A 24,146-nucleotide genomic window follows, 5' to 3' on the forward strand; every position below is an offset into this window, starting at 1 on the left:
GATTGCCGGGCCGATCAATGCGACCGGTTACCCTTCGCGCAGCGAGCGCGGGCGCATGTCGGTCCAGTGCTCGGCGATGTAGTCCAGACAGGTTTGCCGCTCGCCACACACGCCCGCCTTGCTCCAGCCAACAGCCATAGGCTTGCCCGCCGGCCAGATGGAATACTGGCCTTCATCATTGGTGACCACTTCGAACTGCGAGTCAGGTTCGTTCATGTCGCTCTCCGTGCGTGTGCTCGATCAGGTCGTTATTGATGATCTTGGCGATGGTCTGCACCGACGGGCTGGCGACGATGCCGTAATGGTCAGTGTCCAGCGGCTGCCAGCTCAGCATGTTCGGCACCAGGGCCTGCCACGCGGTCTTGAGCGCTGACGGTTGCCACTTGCTGCCCATGCCGTAGGGATTGGGCTGCGTGGCAATGAACAGGCGCGTCGCCGTCGCAGGCAGTTGCACGGGACGATGATCCGCCATGCTTGCCATGTTGTTCTGGCAGCAGACGATCAGGCGTTGCAGGTAGCGCGGCGTGTCCTCAGAGGCCATGTCGCCGGGCCGACGCGCGGAAAACTCGCGCTGGAAGACCTCTCGAATGTGCTGCTCGTCGATCTGCGCCAGCTCGGCTCCGGCGTCCGGTGCGGGTGGGTCGATCAGGTACAGCGTCGGCTGCGACAAACCCGAGGTCTGCGCAAGGCTGCACATCGCCTGCGCAACCCAGGCGCCGAACGACCAGCCAGACAGACGCCAGTGTGTGCCGTCAGGGTGACCATTCTGCACAGCCCGCACATACCGCTGTGCACGCTCAACAAGACTGATGGCTGGCAGTTCGGGCAAGCGCAGCGCCGGATCGGCGATGACCCGCACGCCCAGATCAGGATGCAGCGCCGAGACCAGTTCCCGATACGCCTGAACATCCCCGCCCACCGGGTGAATCAGGTACAGCCAGTCGCGGCCTGCACCCGGGTTCCACTCATCGATGCGGACGGCGTCAGCCCAGGCATCCTCGGCATCCTCGGCGGCTTCGATGGCGTCGGGGCTGTCGGTCTGCACCAGTGCAAGCACCTCGCGCAGGCTGACCTTGTGACTGAACCGGGACAGCTCGACCACCACACCCGTCGCTGCCTGCAGCTCGTCGATCAGGTCCAGCAAGGTCAGTGAATCGGCGCCCAGTTCGTAGAGCGAGTTGTCTTCGTCCAACTCTGTCACGCCGAGCCATTTGCACAGGCAGTCATGCAGACGAGTCCGAAGGTCTGCGCCCTGCTCTTCTTTACCCGGCGCCGTCGAAGCAGATACCTGAGCAACAGGTTGCGCCGCTACCGATCCCGCGCCATGTCGAACCGGATAGAACTGTCGCGCCTTCTCGATGGACGTCGTCGAGATCAGCAGTTGCGGCAGTTGAGCGCTGAGCGCCACATCGAAAACCTGACAGCCCTCCTGCGCCGACATGCCCACCGCCAGGTGCCGTTGATGCACGGCATCCCCTGCTCCAGCGCCCGTGGCCATGCCGATGTCACGCCAGATGTCCCAGTTGATGCCGAGCCTTACACAATCGCTGGCGGCGTTCGGATGGTAATGGGTGAAGCCGTCCAGAGTGCCGCTGGCGGCAGCGTAGTCCAGATGACCGGCACCGCCGAACAGCGCAGCCATCGAGGAGCAATACAGCACGAATTTCGGCGTCATCTGCTGGATCAGCTCTTCGACCGCCAGCATGCCGAGGGTCTTGGCGGCCATGGCTTCAGACAGCGTTCTGGCGTCGCGATGACGAATCAGGCTGCCAGCACCGACGCCTGCTGCGTGAATCACCCCGTCAAAGTGGCCGTAACGCCGTTCGAGTTGCTCCAGCACCTGGGGCCAGACCGTCCGGTTGGCGATATCGGCCTGAACCGGATCGATACGCGAGCGGTAAGCCTGCAATGCGTCAGGGCACTCTCCGTGACGCGACAGCAGCACTACCCGCCGCTGGCCATTGTTTCGTAACAGGTGCTCGCACAACGTACGGCCGATGCCACCGCTGCCACCGATCACCAGAAACACGCCATCCTGCGGCAGCAGGCAGGGATCGACGGTTGACGCCATAACCGGGCTGGCCTGCAGATGCGGTTGCCACAGGTAATGGTCGCGGATGGCCATGCGTCTCGGCGCCACCACAGGGTCCGCCAGCAGCGCGGCCAGTGCTTCAGGTCGAGCGGCCAGTTGCGCGCTGTTCAGGTCCAGCCAGTGGCAACGCACCGGGTATTCCTGTGGCACCACTTCGGTGATCCCGGCCAGGGCTGCAAGCTCGGGACGCTTTACCTCGCCGTACACCGGGCAGGCTTGCCATGACACCAGCCACAACCTCAGCGCAGGAGTACGAGACGTCTGGCCCCAGCCCTGCAACAGCGCACTGACGGTGTCCAGACACGCCCATTGCGCGGCAGCGAGGCTTTGCTCATTGACCCTGCCGGTGACCGACAACGGCAAGGCGTGCAGCCAGTCCAGCTCAAGCGGTGCCGACTGATCCCCGTCCGCTGCGGCCAGAATGTCGAGCAGGCGCGTGAGCGCCGGGGTGTCCAGCGGATCCAGCACAAAACGGTCAGTGGCAAGTCGCTGAAAGCCATTCCCCGCCGTGACTTCGACCACTCGCCGATAGACGTTTTTAAGGCAACTGCGCAGTGTGTCGTCGAGGGCCTCGTGGCTGCACACCACCAGCAATTCCCGAGGTTGAGCCAGCGGGCGTGAACTCAAGCGCCGCACCCGCTGCCATTGCCGTTGATAAAACCAGTCGGCCACGGGCTGTCGTTCAGTAACTTTTTCAAGAGCAGACGATGCCTGAAACCGATAGGTCTGCAGATCGAAGGCCGACGGCGGCAGGTCCCACGGCGGTGGCGCTGAACGTGTCGGCCAGTCAATCGTCGCCCCGCTATACCAGGCGTCGAGCAAGGCGTGCGGCGACAGCTCGCTGGCCGTCACGTGGGCCTCCGATGGCACGACTTCCCTGATCAACGAAGGCTGCAGGCACACCGTTTCATTCGGTGGGCAGATCATCGCGAAGCGCCAGCGCAAGGCGCGGCGCCCGGTTTGCACATGCCGCAGCACGGCGGTCCGCTGTTCGGGAAAGGTGTTGAGCCAGGTTTCGATGACCGCCATGTCCCGTTCCAGCGCCGAACGACTGTGCGCCGACAGCAGCAGACACGGCACGTCGTCCTGCGGGACGATTTCGGCCTGTGGCGCGGCGCCGATAATGACGTGAGCGTTGGTGCCGCCAATGCCGAAACTGCTGACCCCGGCCAGCCGTCGGCGCCCTTCCGGCCATGGCAGGGACGTGGTGGGGATATAGAACGGCGAGTGTTCCAGGTCGATCTGCGGGTTGATCCGAGAGAAGCCGAGGTTGGGCGGGATCACGCCGTGAAAGACCGCAAGCGCTGCACGGATCAGCCCGACCACGCCTGCCGCTGCGCCCAGGTGACCGATCTGGCTTTTCACCGAGGCCAGCGCACAACTGGCAGCCGGTGCAGGGCCAAATGCCTTGCTCAACGCCGCGACTTCCACCGGATCACCCAGCAAAGTGCCGGTGCCGTGGGCTTCGATGTAGCCCATGTCGGTTCCGCCCACGCCTGCCTTGCGCATGGCATCGCGGATGACCGCCGTCTGCCCCGCCACAGAAGGCGCGGTGTAGCTCATCTTGCTGCGACCGTCGTTGTTCAGCGCCGTGGCCTCGACCACTGCGTAGATCCGGTCGCCATCAGCCCTGGCGCGTGCCAGCGGTTTGAGCACCACGACGCCATAACCACTGGCGCCGATGGTGCCGCTGGCGTCCTCGCTGAACGGCCGACACAGGCCATCGCGGGAAAAGATGTGCTGGGAACGGTGGCGATAGCCTTCGGTCAGCGTCGGATCGACCAGCACGCCAGCGGCCAGCATCACGTCGCTGTCGCCCTGACGCAGCATGGCACCGGCCAGATGGACCGCGATCAGCGAACTGCCGCACGCGGCCTGAACACTCATGGCCGGACCGGTAAGATCCAGGTGATAAGCGACCTTGGTGGCCAGAAAATCCTTGTCGTGATGCAACGCCATCTGAAAGCCGTCCGGCAGATCGCCGTCAGCGCTCTCGCGCAGCATCTGCTGGAAGTACGTGGTCTCGCCGCAACTGGCGATCAGCCCGATGCGCGGACCGTCGGCTTTCGGGACCATCCCCGCGTGCTGTAACGCCTGCACACAGGCCATCAGCAAGTGCCGCTGCTGCGGGTCCATCAGACGGGCTTCCTGACGGCTGATGCCGAAATACTCAGGGTCGAAATCCAGCAGACCCGCCAGCTGACTGCGAGCGCCCACCTGCCCCTCGACGGCGGCAAACTGTTCGATGCCCACCTGATTGCCCTGAATCATCGTCCAGAATTCGGCCAGGTTCTGCGCACCGGCCACGTTGACGGTCATGCCGATGATTGCCATGGGTTGTTCACGGGTATCGACAGCATCGACGCCCTGCTCGCGCGTGACCGGCGCTGATGACGAACTGCCCAGATGGTGCGCCAGACGCCGCACGGTGACGTGTTCGAACAGGTCGGACATCGAAACGGCCTGCGGCAATGCCTGGGCATAGCGCGCATGCAGCCGCATCAGGCCGAGACTGGTCGCACCGGCCTCGAAAAACGTCTGATCCGGCTCGATGGGACGCCCAATCACCGCCACGAACAGCTCGGTCAACTGCTGTTCCAGCGGGCTGAGCTGCGAAGCAGGTGCCGCAGTAAACGAGCGTTCCAGCACCACGCCCAGCCCGGTCAACGCCTTGCGATCGATCTTGCCACTGGGCGTGCGCGGCCAGACGTCGAGCTGGCGGTATTCATTGATGCGCACATGGGCGGGCAGGTGCAGTGCCACCTGACGATCCAGCGCCTGAAGATCGGGCGGCGTGCCGTCCAGGTGCAGACAGGCCGTGAGGCGCTGCGGCTCGTCCTGAAGGATCACGACTGCATTGATCACCAAAGGGTGCTGCATCAGCGCCGCTTCAATCTGCCCCAGTTCCAGACGCTGACCGCTGATTTTGACCTGTTGATCGTCACGCCCCAGATAGTGCAAACGCCCCTCGGCATCGGCGCAGGCCAGATCGCCCGTGCGATAGAACAACGCCGTGCTGCCATCGGGCCGTGGCAGCTCGACAAAACGCGTGGCATTCAGCACAGGATCTGCGAGGTAGCAGCGGGAAATCATCGGCCCGGCCACCAGCAGATAACCCCGATTGCCAGCAGGAACGGGACGGTCGAAGTCATCCACCAGCAGCAACAGCGCGTTGCTCACCGCTCGCCCGATGGGTGCTCGCAACGGCCAGTCGCGAACGGACTCGGGCAGGCGCCAGGCGCTGACCACATGGGTTTCGGTCGGGCCGTAATGATTGAACAGGCGCGCCTGGGGCATGCCGTCAAACCAGTCGCGCAGTGCATCGGTGCAGAGCAGTTGCTCGCCCGCCGTGATCACCTCGCGCAAGGCCTGCGGGTACACCTTCTGGCCGACCGCGGTTTGCGCCAGATGCTGCAAGGCCACACAGGGCAGGAACAATCGCTCGATACGGGCTTCAAGCAAATAATCCAGCAATGCCTGCGCATCCTGACGCCAGCGCGGTTTGATCAGGTGATAGGTTCCGCCACCGCACAGGGTGCTGAAAATCTCCTGAAACGAGACGTCGAAGGACAGCATGGAAAATTGCAGGGTAACGGATCGTGCTGGGAGCTGACCCTGGGTGCGCTGCCATTGCAGCAGGTTGCAGAGTGTCAGGTCCGGCACCTGCACACCTTTTGGCGTGCCGGTGGAGCCCGAGGTAAACAGGGTGTACAGCGGGCGTTCGCCGTTGTGTCGCGGGCGCTGCAAGGATCGCGGCGCAGCATCAAGGTCAACGCGATGGCAGACGAAGCGCTCGACAGCCAGTTCATTCAGTGCCGCTTCGGTCTCGGCGCTGAACAGCAGGCAGTGCGGTTGTGCCTGTTGCAACACCTGACGCTGAACGGCCAACGGATAGCCGGGGTCGAGTGGTACGGCGGTCAGGTTGAGTTTGGCCAGAGCCAGCAAGGCGACGATGTGCTCGACCGAGGCGTCCAGATACAGCACCACTTGCAGTGGCTCTTTGGTTTGATCGTTTGCAGGGTATTGCTCGACCAGAAGCGCGGCCAGGGTATCGGCCAATGTATTCAGCTCGGCGTAACTCACATGGCGCTGGTCAGCGACCAGCGCGATGGACCGCGGTGTGCACAGCGCCTGATGTTCGAACCAGTCGGCCAGAGTCGTGAATGGCGGTTCGGTGCGGTCGCCGACACTGGCCGGAGGCAGGCCGAGACGATGCGGTAAAAGTACGTCATGCAGCGTCGCGGTCGGGCGCTCCAGCAGAGCGTCCAGACCACGCTGGAACAGCATGTTGATGGCGTCGATCTGTGCCGCATCGAAGTGACTGCTCTGGTATTCCCACCAGCATTCAAGCTGCGATCCGCCCTGCACCAGCAGCAACGTCAGCGGACACTTGGCCTGCAACGTTTCGTTGAATTCCAGCGTGGCCTGCAGCGGCCCGTCGTTGAGGCTGGCGTAGTCGGTGTTTTCCAGCACGAACATGAAATCGAACAGGGCCGAACCGGATGACAGCCGCAGGTCTTCAACCAGATCCGCCAGAGCCACATCCTGCAATGCCAGCACCTCGCGCACGAGGTCAGTCTGAATGCGCAGTTGCTCGCTCAACGTCACCTCATGATTGAACGCAGCGGGAATCAGCACGGTGTTGGCGAACATGCCCGGCGCGTGCTCGAACTCCGCCAGTGGCCGGTTCAATACCGGACTGGCGATCCTTGGCCGCTCGCAACCGGTCAGGGCATACAGGCTCCAAGCGTAGACACTGAACAGCACGTCGAACCGGGTAAAGCGCTGGCGGCTGCAGAAACGATCCAGTGCGGCGCTGCGCAACTCGCCCAGCGGCTGCCGATACAGACGGGCCTGCGGACTGACAGCACGCACCGGCGGTAGCGCCGATGAAGGCGTGTCCTGAAGACGGTGCAGCTCGGCCAACGCTCGACGCTGATCACGGTATTGCGGGGCCACGCGCCACTGACGCTGCCATTGAGCGAATTCCAGGGTGGTCAGGCTCGGCACTGCATCGGCGGTGGCTCTGCCCTGCGCCGCATCTTCGTACAGTTGCGTCAGATCATCGAACAGCAGGTTCATTGACCAGCCATCGGTGATGATGTGATGCAGGTTCATCAACAGCCGACAGCTGCCATCGGCAAACGGCAGCAGCCAGGTCCGAAACAGGGTCGGCATCGACAGATCGAACGGCGTGTCGAAGACCAGCGTCGCAAAGCTGCGCCAGGTGTCCTGCGTGAAATGCCCGAGCGCAAAGACTTTGCATGGTGTGCCGTGCTCGGCCACCACCTGATACAACCCGTCAGGACCGGACTCGAACGCCATGCGCAACGCCGAATGCCGGGCCACGAGGCGATCCACGGTATCGGCCAGCGCCTGAATTTGAATCCCGCTTTTCAGGTGAAGGATGATCGGCACGTTGTAGGCGGTCGAGTCCGGCATTCGTTGCTGAATCAGCCACAGACGGCTCTGCTCGGCGGTTGCAGGCTGACGTCGGTCGTTGCTGATGACGGGTGCGACGGGATAACCGGAGGCGATGTTCTGCTCGGCATTCAAGCGTTCGGCGAGCGCTGAGAAAGGCTCGCTGAGCAGCGCGCTCATAGTGATATCCCGCTGCCAACGGGTGCGAATCATCGAACGCAGGCGCATGGCTTTCAGCGAATCGCCACCACTGCCCAGCCAATCATCCTGAGCGCACAGCGCAGGTTGCGACAACAGCATGCGGGCCTGACTCAGCAGCCAATCCAGCACCGCTGACTGCGCTTGCGCAACAGGCGCTTCGTGACCCGGCTGTTCGACAGCCGCGCGCCAGGGTGCCAATGGCTGGGCCAGCAGTGCATCGCGGTCGATCTTGCCATTGGCGGTCAGCGGCAAACGCTGAACCACGAACAGCTGATGCGGGCGCATCCACGGTGCGAGTTGCGTACGCAGATGCGTGTCGAACTCGCGATAGTCCAACGGGTGTCGCGGCACAATGAACGCCAGCAACTGGTGGTCTTCAGCGGCGTGTCGGCGCGTGCAGACGTAGGCCTGGGCAACGCCTGAATGCTCCAGCAGACGCTGCTCGACCTCGCCCGGCTCGATGCGAAAGCCGCGAACCTTGACCTGACGATCCATGCGGCCCAGGTACTCGATCAAGCCGTCGCTGTTGAGCCGCACCTGATCGCCGGTTCGGTAATAGCGCCGCTCTGCACCTTCGGGGTCACGCAACTGCACGAAACTGTGCACCGTATCGTGCGGGCGATTGCGGTAGCCGCGCGCGACGCCGCTGCCGCTCAGGTACAGCTCGCCTGCTTCGCCCTGCTCGACCGCGCATTGTTGGGCGTCCAGAACGCACAGTCCGGTGTCTGGCAACGGTCGGCCGATCGGCACTGAATCGCCCTGAAAACTCCGGGCAATCGGGTACGTCAGCGCGAACGTGGTGCATTCGGTCGGACCGTACGCGTTGAAGATCCGGCACTGACTGTCGGGATTGGCGTGGTACCAGGCGCGCACAGCAGCAGCGCTGACCTGTTCGCCACCGATCAGCACCTGACGCAGGCTGGCGAAGCAGCTCGGGAAGTCGGCGCTCAAGGTATTGAACAGCGAAACCGTCATGAACAGGTTATCGACCCGCTGCGTTTCGAGCACCTCGGCGAGGCGTCGCGCATCGTGCAGGTCGTCGTCAGCGATGATCACGCAGCAGCCGCCATTGAGCAGCGGTGCCCAGACCTCGAAACTGCATGCATCGAATGCCGGATTGGACAGGCAGGCGAACCGGTCAGTCGCACGAATCTCGATATAACCCTCAGGCTCGGCAAGCCGCAGCAGACCACGCTCGCCGACCTCGACCGCTTTCGGCACGCCCGTGGTGCCGGAGGTGTAGAACAGGAACATCACCTCGGCGAAATATTCGGCGAGCGGCTGGACGGGATGATCGGGATGATCCAGCAGCACATCGACGCCGAGCTGCCAGACCGACGGCGTCCAGTTCAGATCATTCGTCAGGGTCACCAGACCGACGCACCCGGCATCAGCCAGCATCAGTTCCCGACGCGCCAGCGGGCTGGCCGCGTCCAGTGGTACCACCACGGCGCCAACCTTCAGGGCACCCAGCATCGCTGCCAGCCACTGCCAGCTGCGCGGCATGCACAGCGCGAGGGATTGGCCGGGTTTTACGCCGCGAGCCTTGAGCCCGCAAGCGACACGTTCACTGGCGCTGGCCAGTTGTGCGTAGCTCAGATGAGTCTGCTGGTCGATCACCGCCAGTGCCTGCGGCTGGCGGCGGACCTGCCCGGCAAAACGACCCAGCAAGGTCGCCTGGGTTTGCGCACCGCTCTTGTGACTGTCCATCAATTCGCCTCCTGCGTATCGAAACGTTGCAGCTCGCGCTCCAGAACCTCAGAGACGCGATGCACTTCAGCGCTTTCCAGCATGTCCCAGTGCCCGCCATGTACCAGCCTGGCCAGATAGCCATCGCCTGCACGGCGACGCCAGAAGCCGCGCAGTTCATGCAGTTGCCGACGACTGAAGCCTTCGCGAGCCTGAATCAACACGATCCGGCCGGCGTGCGGCGCACAGTCGTAAGCCGCCATGGCGAGCCGGTTATGGTTGTAAAGATGGAAATAGCGCTCGACCTGCGCGTCTTCGATGCCCGGATACATGCCGTTGAAGCGCACCAGCTTGTCGCGAAACTCGGCCATGTCCACGGTGCCGATCTGCTGCCGGAAACCCGGATCGTCCGAACCCTGGGTGTCGAGCAGCACCACGCTCACCTGACGATGCCCCGCTGCGGTCAGGCGCCGGGCCATTTCATAGGCCACCAGCCCACCGAACGACAGGCCGGTGAGAATCAGCGGCCGGTCGGTCATTGGTTCGATCAGGCGCAGGTAGGCCTCGGCCATGGCTTCGACAGTCGGCTCGGTGCTTTCTCCGGGATTCAGGCCCGGCGACTGCACACCATAGACACCGACATGCTCCGGCAGAACCTTGGCCAGCGACAGGTAACAGAACGCCGTTCCGCCCGCCGGGTGGATGCACACGACATTGCGTCGCCCCTCGCCCCGGCGAAACTCGATCAGATTGCCTTGCGCAGTGGCAAGGTCGGCGCCAGTGCGCAGCCAGCCGCCCAGAGCTTCGATGGTCGGGTGAGCCATGATCACCCGCACCGGCACGTCGACGGCAAAGGTCTGACCGATCTGATACGCCATCTTGATGGCCGCAATCGAGGTGCCGCCGACGTTGAAAAAGTTGTCGCGAATGCCGATCTGCGGCGCCAGCAACAGGCTCTTCCAGATCTGATAGAGCGCCAGCTCGATGTGGTCCCGAGGGCTGCCGAGGTTGACCTGACGCGCGGCCAGATCCTGATCGGCCAGGGCTGCCAGCGCGTCGCGGTCCACCTTGCCGTTGGCGGTCAACGGCAGTTTTTCCAGCCAAAGGTAGGCGCTGGGCAGCACCGCACTGGACAGGGTCACCGCCAGATGCGCGTGCAGTGTGGCTTCGTCCAGCGGTTCGTCAGCCACATAGCACGCGACCAGCCGTTGATTCTGTGCCGTATCACCGACCATCAGCACCACGCAGGCACGCAGGGTCGGGAACATGTCCAGTCGTGCTTCGATCTCGCTCAGCTCAAGGCGCACACCGCGCAGCTTGACCTGAAAATCGTTGCGACCGAGAAACTCCACCTGACCGTCCGCCCGATAGCGCGCCAGATCGCCGCTGCGGTACAACCGATCCCCGGCCACGAACGGGCTGTCGATGAAGCGCTCGGCCGTCAGCGTATCCAGCCCGAGATAGCCCCGCGCAACGCCCACGCCGCCAATGTGCAACTGGCCGGTGACACCGACCGGCACCGGCGCATCGCGCTCATCCAGCACGTGCAGGCGGTTATTGGCGATGGGCCGCCCAATCGGTAACTGACGGGCTGGCACTTCGGCGCCGGGCTCCAGGGTCCAGATGCTGTTGATGACTGTGGTTTCGGTGGGGCCATACACGTTGTGCAGGCGGGCATTGGGCAAGCGCTCCTGAAAACGTCGGGCCAGCGCAGGTGACAGTTCGCCGCCACCGCTGAACACGTCCGTCAGCGAGTCGCACACGGTCACTTCATCGACGTCCAGAAACAGCTGCAGCATGGCGGGCACGAACACCATGGCCGTGACCCTCTGTTCACGGACGACCTGCGCCAGATAGCCCGGTTCGAAATGCCCGCCGGGACGCGCAATGACCAATCGCCCGCCCGTGGCCAGCGGCCAGAAGGTTTCCCAGGCCGAGGCGTCGAAGCCGAACGGAATCTTGTGCAGCATCGCGCCGGATTCGCCGCAGACCTGCAGGCACCACAGCAGCAGATTGCTCAGGCCGCGATGCGCCACCATGACGCCCTTGGGCAGCCCGGTGGTGCCCGAGGTGTAGATCACGTAGGCGAGATGATCAGCGGTCAGCCCGATACTGCGCGGATCAATGTTCTGTGTGGCGCAACCGGCCCAGAGCCCGGCGTCGGCCTGAACGTCGAACACCGGCGCTTCCCAACCGGCATCCTGCTGCGCCTGCCGCAGAATCGCACGGGCGTTGCCCAGGGTCAGCAGCACGGCCGGACGGCAGTCGCTGAGCATGTGACCGAGGCGACCGACCGGGTAATCGGGGTCCAGCGGCACGTAGGCGCCGCCCGCCTTGAGCACGGCCAGCAGGGCCACCGGCAGTTCCAGCGAACGCTCGATGCACACCGCTACGCGAACGTCAGGACCGACGCCCTGCTCACGCAGGTAGTGCGCCAGCCGGTTGGCCCGGGTATTGAGCTCGGCGTAACTCAGCGACTGATCTTCGAAAACCACGGCACAGGCGTCGGGATGCGCAGCGGCCTGAGCCTCGACCAGGCTGTGTACGCACTCGGCAACCTGCCCCAGCGGAGCCGAGCGGTTCCATTCGATCAGCATCTGCTCGCGCTCTGTTTCAGTGAGCAATTGCAGGGCTGCAATCGGCTGCTTGGCATCCTGCGCGATCTGCTCCAGCAGATGCCGGTAATGAGCACTGAGGCGCTCGATGGTGGTGACGTCGAACAGGTCGGTGTTGTATTCGACCAGCAGGTTCAGCCTGCCGTCGCGCTCGACCCACTCGAAAGCCAGATCGAATTTGGCCGTTGCGCTGCCGGTGATGTACGGCGCCATCTCGACGCCCGGCAACTGCACGGCAGCGCCGGGGGTGTTCTGCAGCACCAGCATGACCTGGAACAGCGGCGAGTAAGCCGTATCGCGCTGCGGGTTGACCGCTTCGACGACCCGGTCGAACGGCACGTCCTGATGGGTGTGCACGTCCAGCAGCGTCGTGCGCACCTCACGTAGCAATTCGGCAAAGGTCTGCTGCGGGTCCAGGCGCTGGCGGATCACCAACGTATTGACGAAATGCCCGATCAGCGGCTCGACCTCGGGACGGGTCCGGTTGGCGAACGGCGTGCCGATGCACAGATCCTGCTGACCGCTGTAGCGCCACAGCAGCACCGACAACGCCGCCGTGAGCACATTGAACAACGTGCCACGGGTCTCCCGGCCCAGCGAAGTGAGTGCGCGCAAGGTCGTAGCGTCCAGCGACGAACTGAAGGTCGCCCCGGCATAGCGCTGCACTCTGGGCCGTGGCCGGTCGGTGGGCAGGGTCAGCAATGGCGGAGCGTCGTTCAAGGTCCGCCGCCAGAAATCGAGCTGTTGTTCCAGCGCCCCGCCGCCAAGACGGTGCTGTTGCCAGCAGGCGTAATCGGCGTATTGCACCGCAAGCGGTGGCAGGCTTGAGGGCTGTCCTCGCAGAAAGTTGCCGTACAGCGCGGCGACTTCATGCAACACGACACCCATGGACCAGCCATCGGCAATGATGTGATGCACGCAGTACAACCACAGGTATTCGTCGTCCGCCAGGCGCAGCAGCGAAGCGCGAAACAACGGGCCGTGAGCAAGATCAAACGGCGATTTGGCGTCGCGTTCGACGGCTGCCCTGATGATCGTCTCGCGTTCGGCCTCTGCGGCACTCCGCAGATCGGTCACGGACAGCATCAGCGGCATGGCCGCGTGCACCACCTGACGCGGCTCGCCGTCAATGCTGCGAAATGTGGTGCGCAGTATTTCATGACGTGCTACGAGCCCGTTCAGCGCCCTTTCCAGCACCGCCACATCAAGCGGCCCTTTAAGGGTCACGGCCGTCGGCACGTTATAGAACGCACTGCCTGGTTCAAGCTGGTCGAGGAACCACAGCTGGCGTTGGGAGAACGACAGGGGCACGTCGGCCTGTCCATCGCTGCGTCGTGGAATCGCGGCCGGATCGGCCCCGTTCAGCCGGGCGATCAGCTCCAGCTTGTGAAGCTTGAGTGCCTGGAGCATTTCGTCCGTGAGAAAACCACGCGGCGCCTTGCAGCGCAGTTTGTCGCCATCCACTTCGAGCGCAACGGCATGGCGGTCGAACAGTTCCAGCAATTGACGGGCGTTCATATTTCAACCTCTTCCATGTCGTAGTCGTCGGGCAGTTCAGCGTGTGGATCGGACACAAAAGCCTCGATGTGATCCCTGCGCTGCTCACCCACAGCCCGCACGCCGCCGACCATCGAATAGATCAGCCGATGGCTCGCGCCCAGATCGAACAACGCAGGCAATTGGTGTTCCTCAAGCGACCCCATGCCACACAGCCCGAGGCCGTAGTCGGCTGCCGTCATGGTCAGCAACTGCGCCATCGCACCGGTTTCGATGTGGCAGAAGTCACGGCTGCGCTCGCCGTACAAGGGCTCGATGGCGGCCATGTCGGCGATGAAGAACAGCGAGAACGCGGCGTTTTCATACACCGGCCGGTTCACGAAGTAGTCGTAGGTGTCCGGGTCCAGCACACCGCTGCCCAGCGCCAGCAAGCGATGCTGCACAGGGTCGTAGTAATACGCGCCACCGGGGACGCCGTTGACCCGCTGCGGTTTGATGTAGAGGTAGGCCTGAATCGGGTACAGACCGCCTGCGGAGGGGAACTGGTATTTGACCTGAGCGTCCAGTTGCCCCTGCGCCAGGCTGGCCAGCAACTCGGCGAAGGCCGAGGCCTCGACCGGCTGCGCCGCGTACTGACGCACCGAGCGGTAATCACTGAAACGCTGCGTGTAGAAGCTGTCGTCGGGCCGTTGCAGCCGCACTTCCGGCAGATCCCGGTCGAAGGCGCGACGGCCGCGCTGGTCGGCCTTGAAACGCGCTCGTTGATCGGGGTCTTCGATGACCTTCTCGACTGTTTGCTCAGGCTGGGCCACTCGCTCCCCAGCGTGGCTCGCCGCAGTGCTATGCGCCCCGCTCTGCCGATACAGGGCGAGTAGATTCAGCAGCGTGGGCTGCGCGAGCAATTGCGCGACATTGGGACGGAAGTGCAGTTCGCCGGACAGCGCGTTGCTGATTCGGACGATGTCGATGGAGGTCGCGCCCAGGCTCAGCAGGTTGGCATCGGCGCTGATCGCCGAGCGTTTGAGCACGTCCTGCACGATGGCGACCAGACGTTCTTCCTGCGCACCCTCAACCTCTAGAACCGGACCTGACAGTGGTGCTTCCTCGGGTTCAGGCAGGCGCTTTTTATCGACCTTGCCATTGGAAGACAGCGGCCATTCCTGCACGAAGGTGAACGACGACGGCACCATGTAGGCTGGCAACTTGTCGGCCAGGTACTGGGTGAAGTCGCCGACCTGCAATGCCGGATCGTCCTTGAGCACATAACCGGCAAGGCGTTTTTCGCCCAGCGTGTCACCGAGAATCCGCACCACGGCGCTCTGTACGCCGGGGTGTCGATTGAGCACGGCTTCGATTTCGCCCAGCTCGATGCGATAGCCCTGAACCTTGACCTGAGTGTCTTCACGGCCCAGAAACTCGATGTTGCCGTCGGGCAGCAGACGTCCAAGATCACCGGTCCGGTACAGGCGCTCGCCGGTCAATGGATGGGCGAAGAAGCTGCCGGCGCTCAACACCTCATCACGCCAGTAGCCTTTGGCCAGACCGATGCCGCCGATATACAGCTGCCCGGTGACCCAGGTCGGCCGAAGCTGCAACGCCTCGTCGAGCACGTAAAAGCGTTGATGATCCAGCGCCTTGCCATAGGGGATGCTGCGCCACTGCGGATCGACCTGTTGCACCGGATAGTGAATCGACCAGATGGAGGCCTCGGTTGCACCGCCCAGGCTGTTCAGACTCAAATCCGGCTGCAGCGCCCAGGCGCGTTCGGGCAGCGTCAGGGGAATCCAGTCGCCGGACAGCATCGCCACACGCAGGCTCGCCGGCAGTTCACCGCGCTCGCTCTCCACGTATTCCAGCAGCATGCCGAACAACGCGGGCACCGAGTTCCACAGGCTGATGCGATGCTCACGAATCAGCGTCATCCAGTGCGCCGGATCGAGCGCCTGTTGCGGATCGAGCAGCACCACCGCTGCACCAGCGGCCAGCGTGCCGAAGAAGTCATACACCGACAGATCGAAGCTCAGCGACGAGATCGCCAGCACCCGATCCGCCGGGCCGACGGCATAGCGACGGTTGATGTCGAGCAATGTATTGACCGCGCCGCGGTGGTCGATGACGACACCCTTGGGCATGCCGGTGGAACCCGAGGTGTAGATCACGTAGGCCAGATCGGTGGCTGCGCGATTGACTGGCTGCAACGGGGTCTGTTCTGCCGGAACCGCATCGGTCACGGCCAGCACCTTGATCTGCGACGGCCATTCGATGCGTGTCACCAACGCAGGCTGGGTCAAGGCGAGACTCGCCTCGGCACGCTCCAGAATGTGTCGAAGACGTTCGGCGGGCAGCGTCGGGTCGATGGGCAGGTAGGCACCGCCTGCATAGTGAATCGCCAGCGTTGCCACCACTTGTTCCCAGCCGCGCTCCATGACCACGGCGACCAGTTGATTGGGCACCACGCCCAGACCTTGCAACCGCGCGCCCAGCGCCTGGGCTTCTGCACGCAATTGCCGGTAGCTCAACTGACGCTGCACCCCGATCACCGCCAGCGCATCGGGTGTCGCCAGCGCCTGCCGGTCGAACAGTTCGTGCATCAGAGGCGATTCGACCGGGAGGTCGACTGGCGCGGGCAGGCGAGCCAACGGCAGCAGTTGCGGTGTGCTGGCGTTCCATGCAGAAGGTTCGAGCAGCGCATCCAGCAATGCGTTGTAGGCCACGAACATCTGCTCGATCAGGCCGTCGGGAAACAGCTCGTCGATGCTGTCCCAGTTGAACAACAAACGCCCTTCCAGCTCCAGCAACGTATGGTCGAGCCACACCTGTGGGGTCTGGGTAATGCTGTGCATGTGCCGGGCGTTCAACGCATCGGCCAGGTTGAACTCGGCCAGTTCCGGCGCAGCTTCCGAGAGCGTGCTGTTGAACACAATGGGCATCGCGGTCTGCTGCACGCCACGGGCCTGGGACAGCTCACGCAACACGCGCACGCCACTGACCGCCGAATGATCGATGTCCTGCCACAATCGCGCCTGCACCGAGCGGGCCTTGTCGGTAAAACTCGCGTTGCCGTCGATACTGACTTCCAGCAACACCAGCGAGGTGAAGTCACCGATGATCGCATCCACGTCCGGGTGCAGCGGCATGCGGTTGAACAACGGCAGGCTCAGGGTGAAGCGCGGTTGGCGGCTCCACAGCGCAAGCACTTCGCTGAACGCGGTCAGGAGCATTACCGACGGGGTCACGGCAAACTGTTTGGCAACGGCCTTGAGTTGCGACCACTGCCCAGCCGACAGCTCGCGGTCACGACGGGTGAAGTGCGGCCGGGCAATGCTGTCCGGCTGACACACCAGCGGCAGGTCCGGCGCAGGTGCCAGCGTAGCCACCCGTTCACGCCAGTAATCGAGCGCCTGCGCGTAGCGGCTTTCGTTGCGCAGAGCGTGCTCAGCCAGGACGTAATCGCGGAACGTCAGGCCCGGCTCCGGCAGAACCTGATTCGGATCGGCATAGAACGCCATCAACTCACGCGCCAGAATCTGCGTGCTCGCGGCATCGACGATCAGGGCGTCGAGGCTGATGTGCAGATGGCTGATGCCGTCATCGAGCAGCGACAGACTGAATTCGAACAACGGCCAGCGACTGGCGTCCAGTACCTGATGCGACTGGCGCTCGCGGGTCGCTTGCAAGGTCTGTAGCGCAGCGTCTGCGGACAGTGCACGCAAGTCACTGCGCGGCATGTGATAGGTCGGTACAGTTTCCAGCACCTGCTGCGTACCGTCGCTGAGAAACACCACGCGCAGCATGTCGTGACGCTGGATCATGCGATTGAGCGCCTGCTCGAAGCGCGCTGCGTCGAGGTCTGGAATGCGCAGCTCTTCATAACCGTGGGCGCTGACGCCGCCGAGGCTGACCGAGGCTTCGCGGCCAAACCAGTACGCCTGCTGAATATCGGTGAGTGGAAAAGGCTCATAACGCGCAGCACGATCCGGTTCGATGCGCAGCGGGGCCGCTGGTGGCTGGCAGTCATCTTCGCGGGTTATCTGTACCTGCGCGGCCAGATCCATCAGAACCGGGGTCTTGAACAGACTGCTCAGGGACAACTGCGCGCCCATCCGCTGATTGATCGCGTAGATCATCCGGGTGGCCAGCAGCGAATGCCCGCCCAGCTCAAAGAAGTTGTCGTGAATGCCTACACGCTCGCACTTGAGCACTTCGGCCCAGATCAGCGCCATCTGTTGCTCGATCTCGTTGCGCGGTGCCTCGTAGCAGGCTGCGGACTGACGCTCGGGCGCAGGCAAGGCCTGGCGGTCCAGCTTGCCATTGCGGGTCAGCGGCAGTTGCGCCAGCGAGACCCAGGCCGTCGGAATCATGTGTTCCGGCAAGTGACGCTGCAGCGCGCTGCGCAGGGCTTCAGGGGCAGCGCTGCCGACCACATAAGCCACCAGACGCTTGTCGTCCGGGACATCTTCGCGCAACAGCACGGCCGCTTCCTGCACACCGGGTTGCTGGTGCAGCAGGCTGTCGATCTCGCCCAACTCGATGCGGAACCCGCGCAGCTTCACCTGCTGATCGATGCGTCCCAGATACTGCACGTTGCCGTCAGTCTGGAAGCGCGCCAGATCACCACTGCGGTACATGCGCGCACCGGGTTGCGGGCTGAAAGGATCGGGTAGAAAACGTTCGGCGGTCAGGTCCGGCCGGTTCAGGTAACCACGCGCCAGACAGGCACCGGCGATGTACAACTCTCCCGCCACGCCGACCGGCTGCGGATTCAGGTCGCGGTCCAGCACGTAGAGCCGAGTGTTGGCGATGGGACGCCCGATGGGCGGCGCGTCCGGCCAGTGTGCGGCATCGCTGCACACCAGGCTGAACTGGCTGACCACATGGGTCTCGGTCGGGCCGTACTGGTTGTGCAGCCGTGTACCGCCGAGCCCACGAACAAAGGCGCGCAGTTCATCGTTGACTTGCAACGCCTCGCCTGCGGTGATGATTTCGCAACCGCCCTCCGGCATCGGCGCATCGGCCTCGGTCAGGCCCGCCAGTTGCTGCAACACGGCGAACGGCAGGAACGCCCGTTGCACGCCCTCTGCAATCAGAGTCGAGCGCAGCGACGCCAGGTCCTTGCGGCTGGCTTCGCTCATCAACAACAGGCTGCCACCCTGGCACAGCGTGCTGCAGATTTCCTGAAACGAGACGTCGAAATTCAGCGAGGCGAATTGCAGTACCCGGCGCGGCGTGTGTGCGTCGTCGAGCTGCCAGGCAATCAGGTTGTCCAGCGCGCGTCGGTTATGCGCCACGCCCTTGGGCCGCCCGGTGGAACCTGATGTGTAGAGCACGTACGCCAGATTGTCCGGGCTGACGCTAACCTGCGGATCCGTGTCCGAACGCTGCGCCCAGTCTTGCGTGTCGACGTCGAGGCAGCAGACCGGCAGATGGCTGTCGGGCAGTGGCAACGCGTCGACAAGCGAAGACTGCGTGAGCAGCAGGCTCGGGCTGGCGTCGCTGAACATGAAGGCCAGACGCTCAGGCGGATAGGCCGGGTCGAACGGCACGTAAGCGGCGCCTGTCTTGAGAATCGCCAGCAGGCCGATGACCATCTGTGGCGAACGCTCCAGACACAAACCGACGCGCTGTTCAGGACCCACGCCCTTTTCGATCAGGTAATGGGCCAGGCGGTTGGCGGCGCGATTCAATTCGGCGTAGGTCAGCGTCTGACCCTCGGCACGCAGCGCCTCGGCGTCGGGTGTACGCCGGGCCATCACTTCGAAGCGCTGCACACAGTCGGCGGCCGGGAAGTCACGTTCGGTACGGTTCCAGTCATCGATCATCTGCCGCCGCTGTTGTGGGCCGAGCAGATCGAGGGTCGACAACGACTGCTCGCTGTCATCGGCCATCTGCGTCAGCACGCGGCGCAGGTATTCCCCGAACTGCGCCACCGTCTCGGGCTCGAACAACCCCGACGCATACTCGAGGCCGCCGACGATCTGTCCATCCTGTTCGCTGAGCGCCAGTTGCAGGTCGAACTTGGCCACCTGTTGATGAGCGTGGATCGGGCTGATGTCCAGACCTGGCAGGATCAGGTCCGAATCCTGATCCTGCTCCCAGGCGAACAGCACCTGAAACAGCGGACTGTGCGCCAGGCTGCGCGGAGGGTTGAGCAGTTCCACCACATGATCGAACGGCAGCTCCTGATGTTCCTGCGCATCCAGGGCGACGCGACGTGCCTGTTGCAGCCAGCCCGCCACCGATTGCGCCGCTGGAGCGTTTTCCGGCTGAGTCATGCGCAGCGCGAGGGTGTTGACGAAGAAGCCGATCAGGCCATCCAGTTCCTGCTGACTGCGGTTCGCCGAGGGCACCCCGATCACCACATCGCGCTGCCCGGACAGGCGCATCAGCACAAGCGACCAGGCCGCCAGCAATGTCATGAACAACGTGGTGCCCTGCTGCATGCCCAGCGCCTTGAGCCGGTCCGTCAGCGCTCGGTCGAAGGTCAGCGGTACGAACCCGCCACGATAATCCTGGACCGCAGGGCGTTTGTGATCGGTCGGCAGTTCCAGCAGTACGGGGGCGCCGGTGAGCGTTTCGCGCCAGTAGCGCCGCTGCGCTTCCATGGTGTCACTGGCCAGCCACTGCCTTTGCCATGCGGCGTAATCGACGTATTGCACAGGCAGCAGTGGTAAATCTGCGTCGCGATCCTGCAAAGCCGCTTCGTAAAGCAGCGCGAGGTCGCGGGTGAGCACGCCCACCGACCAGCCATCCGAGACGATGTGGTGCTGGGTCAGCAACAGGGCGTGATCGTCGTCTGCCAGCCTGATCAGGCTGACGCGCATCAACGGCCCACGCGTCAGGTCGAACGGCTTGGCACCCTCCTCGTCCATCAATTGGACAAGCCGCGCCTCGGCGTCAGCGTGACTGCGCAGATCGATCAACGGCAGCGGCATGCCTGAGTCCGGCGCCTCGACTCGCTGCCGCCCTTCGCCTTCAACCGCCACGAACGTGGTGCGCAACGCTTCATGGCGCGCCACCAGTCGATTGAAGCTGCGTTCCAGCGCCGCGACGTGCAAGGTGCCACGCAGACGCAGGTTCAGCGGCATGTGATAGGCCGCGTTGCCGCCTTCCATCTGTGCCAGAAACCACAGACGCTGCTGGGCGGACGACAACGTTTGCGTGTCGCTTCGAGCGACGACCGTTATCGCCGGACGCGCCGCGCTCTGCAGGTCGTCCAGGCGTTCGGCAAACTGATGCAGCACCGGTGCCGCAAACAGCGCAGCGGGTGACGCCTCCAGCCCCAGTTGCTGCCGGACCTGAGCCAGCACCCGCATGACCAGCAACGAGTGACCGCCGAGGGCGAAGAAGTGATCGTCACGGCCGACGCGCTCAACCGCCAGCACGTCGCTCCAGATGACTGCGAGCGCGGTTTCCAGCGGCCCTTGGGCAGGCTGAAAGTCACGTTGATCAAAGGCGTCTGCGTCCGGCGCGGGCAACGCGGGACGGTCGATTTTCCCGTTGGGGGTCAGCGGCAAGGCAGCCAGGCGTACGAACGCGGCGGGCACCATGTAATCGGGCAGATGGGTCTGCAACTGTTCACGGAGCGTGCGCGGCGTCAGGACCGTGCCGTCGTCGGCGCAAAACCAGGCCACCAGCGCCTTGATGCCCCGTTCGTCCTCGCGCACAAGCACCAGACTGTCTCGTATCCCCGGCACCTGTGCCAGCCGCGCTTCGATTTCACCCAACTCCAGGCGCAAGCCACGCAGTTTGGTCTGAGTGTCGTTGCGGCCAATGAACTCGATGTTTCCATCGGCGCGATAACGGGCCAGGTCGCCACTGCGATACAGACGCTCGCCCGCCACGAACGGGCTGTCGATGAAGCGCTCGGCGGTCAGTTGCGGCAGGTTCAGATAACCTCTCGCAACGCCTGCGCCACCAATGTGCAATTCGCCGGTGACACCGGTTGGCACCGGTGCCCCGAGCGTGTCCAGCAGATAAATCCGGGTGTTGGCCAGTGCTCGTCCGATGGGCAGCACGCCTTCGAGCGAGCTGAGGGCGTCGACCTCGAAGCAACTGCTGTCGATGCTGGCTTCAGTGACGCCATAGGCCTGAAAGATCTGCACCTGATCGCCACACAGCCTGCGCAATTGCCGGGCGCTGTGAGCCGTCCAGATATCCGAGCCGCAGACCACCGTGCGCATGAACGACAGGTCATGACCATTGTTTTCGATCCAGGCCAGCAGCGGGTTGAGCACGGCCGGTACGAAATCAGCGAAACCGATACGGGCCTCACTGAGCAGGCGATAGAGCGCGGGCGGGTCCATCAGGGTTTCGCGCGGGCACAGCACCAGGGTGCCGCCGAAGCCCAGCGACCGGATCAGGTCGGCGCTGAAAACGTCGAAGGAAAAACCCGCCATTTGCAGATGATTGAGCGGCGCGCGCAGGTCATACAGGTGGTCCCACGCAGCGCTCACTGCACGCAGACCTTGATGCTCGACCATGACGCCCTTGGGCGTGCCGGTGGACCCGGAGGTGTAGATCACATACGCCAGATGGCGAGCGGTGAGGCCGACCGCACGAGGATCAGGGTTGTCTACAGGCTGCGCGGCCCATGGCGCGGTTTCAGCCATATCCAGCAACGCTGGCTGCACCGCGCAACCTTCCAGCGCCCGCTGCAAGGCCGCCTCTGCCGACCTCTGTGTGAGCACCACACACGGCGCGCTGTCAGCCAGCATGTGGGCCAGCCGGGCCTGCGGATAACCGGGATCGAGCGGTACGTAGGCGCCGCCTGCCTTGAGCACCGCCAGCACACCGACCAGCATGTCCGGTGAACGCTCCACGCAGATACCGACCCGCACGTCCGGGCCGACACCGAGGCTTCGCAAGTAATGCGCCAGACGGTTGGCCTGAAGGTTCAGCTGTTCGTAACTCAGCGCCAGCTGTCCGAACCGCACCGCAACGGCGTCAGGTTGAAGACGCACCTGTGTTTCGAACAATTCATGCACATAACCATTCTCGTCGAACAGCTGCTGCGCCGAGTTCCAGTCATGGACCAGTTGCTGACGTTCAATGTCGCCCATCATGTCGATCGACAGGACGGGTTGGTCAGGCTGCTCGACAACCTGCTGCAATGTGCGGCGCAGGTAGCCGACAAAACGCTGGACCGTCGACGCGTCAAAAAGCGCCGTTGCGTAGTGCAGTTGCCCGTCGATGCGACTGCCCGTTCCGACAAGGCCCAAGGCAAGGTCGAAACCGGCAGGCAAGCCCTGGTGATGATCACTGACACACAGCACCTGAACGGCTGGATCTCCGGCGCGCACAGGCTGAGGGTCTAACGCCGCATTGAGCTCGCCATGCACGTGATCGAGCAGCTGATTGAAGGTCATGTCAGGGCTAAGCGACACCCTCAACAGCCGCGTAGCGTCACAGCCCGGCGTGCGGGTACCGAGCGTGATTTCATGCTGACCAGACAACCGCCACAGCACTGCTGCCCACGCAGCCAGTACCACCGTGAACAGGCTGCCGCCGTGAGCGGAACCGGGCCCTGCAGCTCGCTGAGCCAGCGCCTCGTCCAGCTCCAACGCATGCACGTCGTAGCGCAAATCCTGCAAGCGCGGGCGAGGACGATCCATCGGCAACTCCAGCGGCTGCTGTGCATCCGTCAACTGTTCCTCGCCGGAACTGTTTGGTACGGACAACGCAGCGAACTGCGCAGGGTTTTTCCCACGCGAGGAAGATCTGTCGAGCATCGGAAATCACCGTCCATGACTACATTTTTTATGTGAAGGCAGCCGTGCACCGATCACTCAGGCAGGTGCCAGATCCCGACGGGCAGGCCGGAATGGGTTCAGCTATTCAGATCGAGCGATCAGGGGGAAGGTGCAGCGCGTGCCCGCGGGATCAATGTGCTGTCGTGCGCGGACACAGATTGAACAGCGAATGAGGGCAGACCTGCAGGAGACGCGTGAAAGCGTGGCTCGCGGGCAGCTGAGGTACGGGAAGGGTCTGTGGCGAGGTTGGTCGCGAAAGCCCTGAAGCTGGAGAATGCATACCGCGTGACCACTTGAAACCTCATCTTTCGTTTGAGGGTCAACGACGGGGAATGGCCTGCGCAGGGGTGTCAGCGCCTGGGTTGTCCCGATCGGCTGAGATTGCCCGGCTTGTAGTCATGGCAATCCTTGGCCCGGGTTCGTGACCCGGAGCGCTGGCGATAATAACCATGGATTTAAACGCGAAAGCAAACAAAAAGTGACAAATTCGAAAGTCTTCACAACATTACCCGTTAGATGGGTAACAGACATAAGCGTGGCGATTAAGTGAACTAAGCGGTTCAGAAAAATGATGGCAAAACGCCCCGGACTTACGTGATTCACCCACTTTCACAACACCACCGTCAAGTGCGTTGGAGCGGCTCACCTCATCATTCTTCGTTTTAACTTCAGGCGATGCAAAGCGCATAGACCATCGCATCAATATTGTCCAACAAAAGGACAAGACGCCTGAGACCCGCATTAACGCCCGTTCAATTTGCAAACATGCAGCGAACGAGTTACGGGAAGCAAGTGCAACTAAAACGCCATCACTCCAACCTCTCCACCTGATCCGAGACGTGGAAATTCGTTCAATAATTCAAGGGCCTATCACGATAAAAA

The 24,146-nt window shown here is 63.3% G+C and carries 4 protein-coding genes; all 4 read right to left on the reverse strand.

Features of this window, described 5'->3' with window-relative positions:
- Positions 1-27 precede the first annotated feature (27 nt).
- The 4 genes from AO065_RS21685 to AO065_RS21700 are packed head-to-tail and all read right to left on the reverse strand — an operon-like array spanning position 28 to position 23,243.
- On the reverse strand, positions 28-216 hold the full coding sequence (locus AO065_RS21685; protein ID WP_004882868.1) for an MbtH family protein: 189 nt from the start codon (positions 214-216) through the stop codon (positions 28-30).
- Positions 203-9,424 carry a non-ribosomal peptide synthetase gene (locus AO065_RS21690; protein WP_004882869.1) on the reverse strand — a complete coding sequence of 3,074 codons (9,222 nt, stop codon included), beginning with the start codon at positions 9,422-9,424 and terminating at the stop codon, positions 203-205. The genes AO065_RS21685 and AO065_RS21690 overlap by 14 nt, the downstream gene beginning before the upstream one ends.
- On the reverse strand, positions 9,424-13,536 hold the full coding sequence (locus AO065_RS21695) for a non-ribosomal peptide synthetase (RefSeq protein ID WP_004882870.1): 4,113 nt from the start codon (positions 13,534-13,536) through the stop codon (positions 9,424-9,426). The genes AO065_RS21690 and AO065_RS21695 overlap by 1 nt, the downstream gene beginning before the upstream one ends.
- Positions 13,533-23,243: a non-ribosomal peptide synthetase gene (locus AO065_RS21700; RefSeq protein WP_004882871.1), complete on the reverse strand. Its 9,711-nt coding sequence runs from the start codon at positions 23,241-23,243 to the stop codon at positions 13,533-13,535. The genes AO065_RS21695 and AO065_RS21700 overlap by 4 nt, the downstream gene beginning before the upstream one ends.
- Positions 23,244-24,146 lie beyond the last annotated feature (903 nt).

The organism is Pseudomonas viridiflava, from assembly GCF_001642795.1.
Lineage (GTDB): Bacteria > Pseudomonadota > Gammaproteobacteria > Pseudomonadales > Pseudomonadaceae > Aquipseudomonas > Aquipseudomonas viridiflava.

Bases quoted from the DNA above. Each gene is read 5' to 3' on its own strand.
- AO065_RS21685 (WP_004882868.1), bottom strand. From the start codon at position 216: ATGAACGAACCTGACTCGCAGTTCGAAGTGGTCACCAATGATGAAGGC.
- AO065_RS21690 (WP_004882869.1), bottom strand. From the start codon at position 9,424: ATGGACAGTCACAAGAGCGGTGCGCAAACCCAGGCGACCTTGCTGGGT.
- AO065_RS21700 (WP_004882871.1), bottom strand. From the start codon at position 23,243: ATGCTCGACAGATCTTCCTCGCGTGGGAAAAACCCTGCGCAGTTCGCT.
- AO065_RS21695 (WP_004882870.1), bottom strand. From the start codon at position 13,536: ATGAACGCCCGTCAATTGCTGGAACTGTTCGACCGCCATGCCGTTGCG.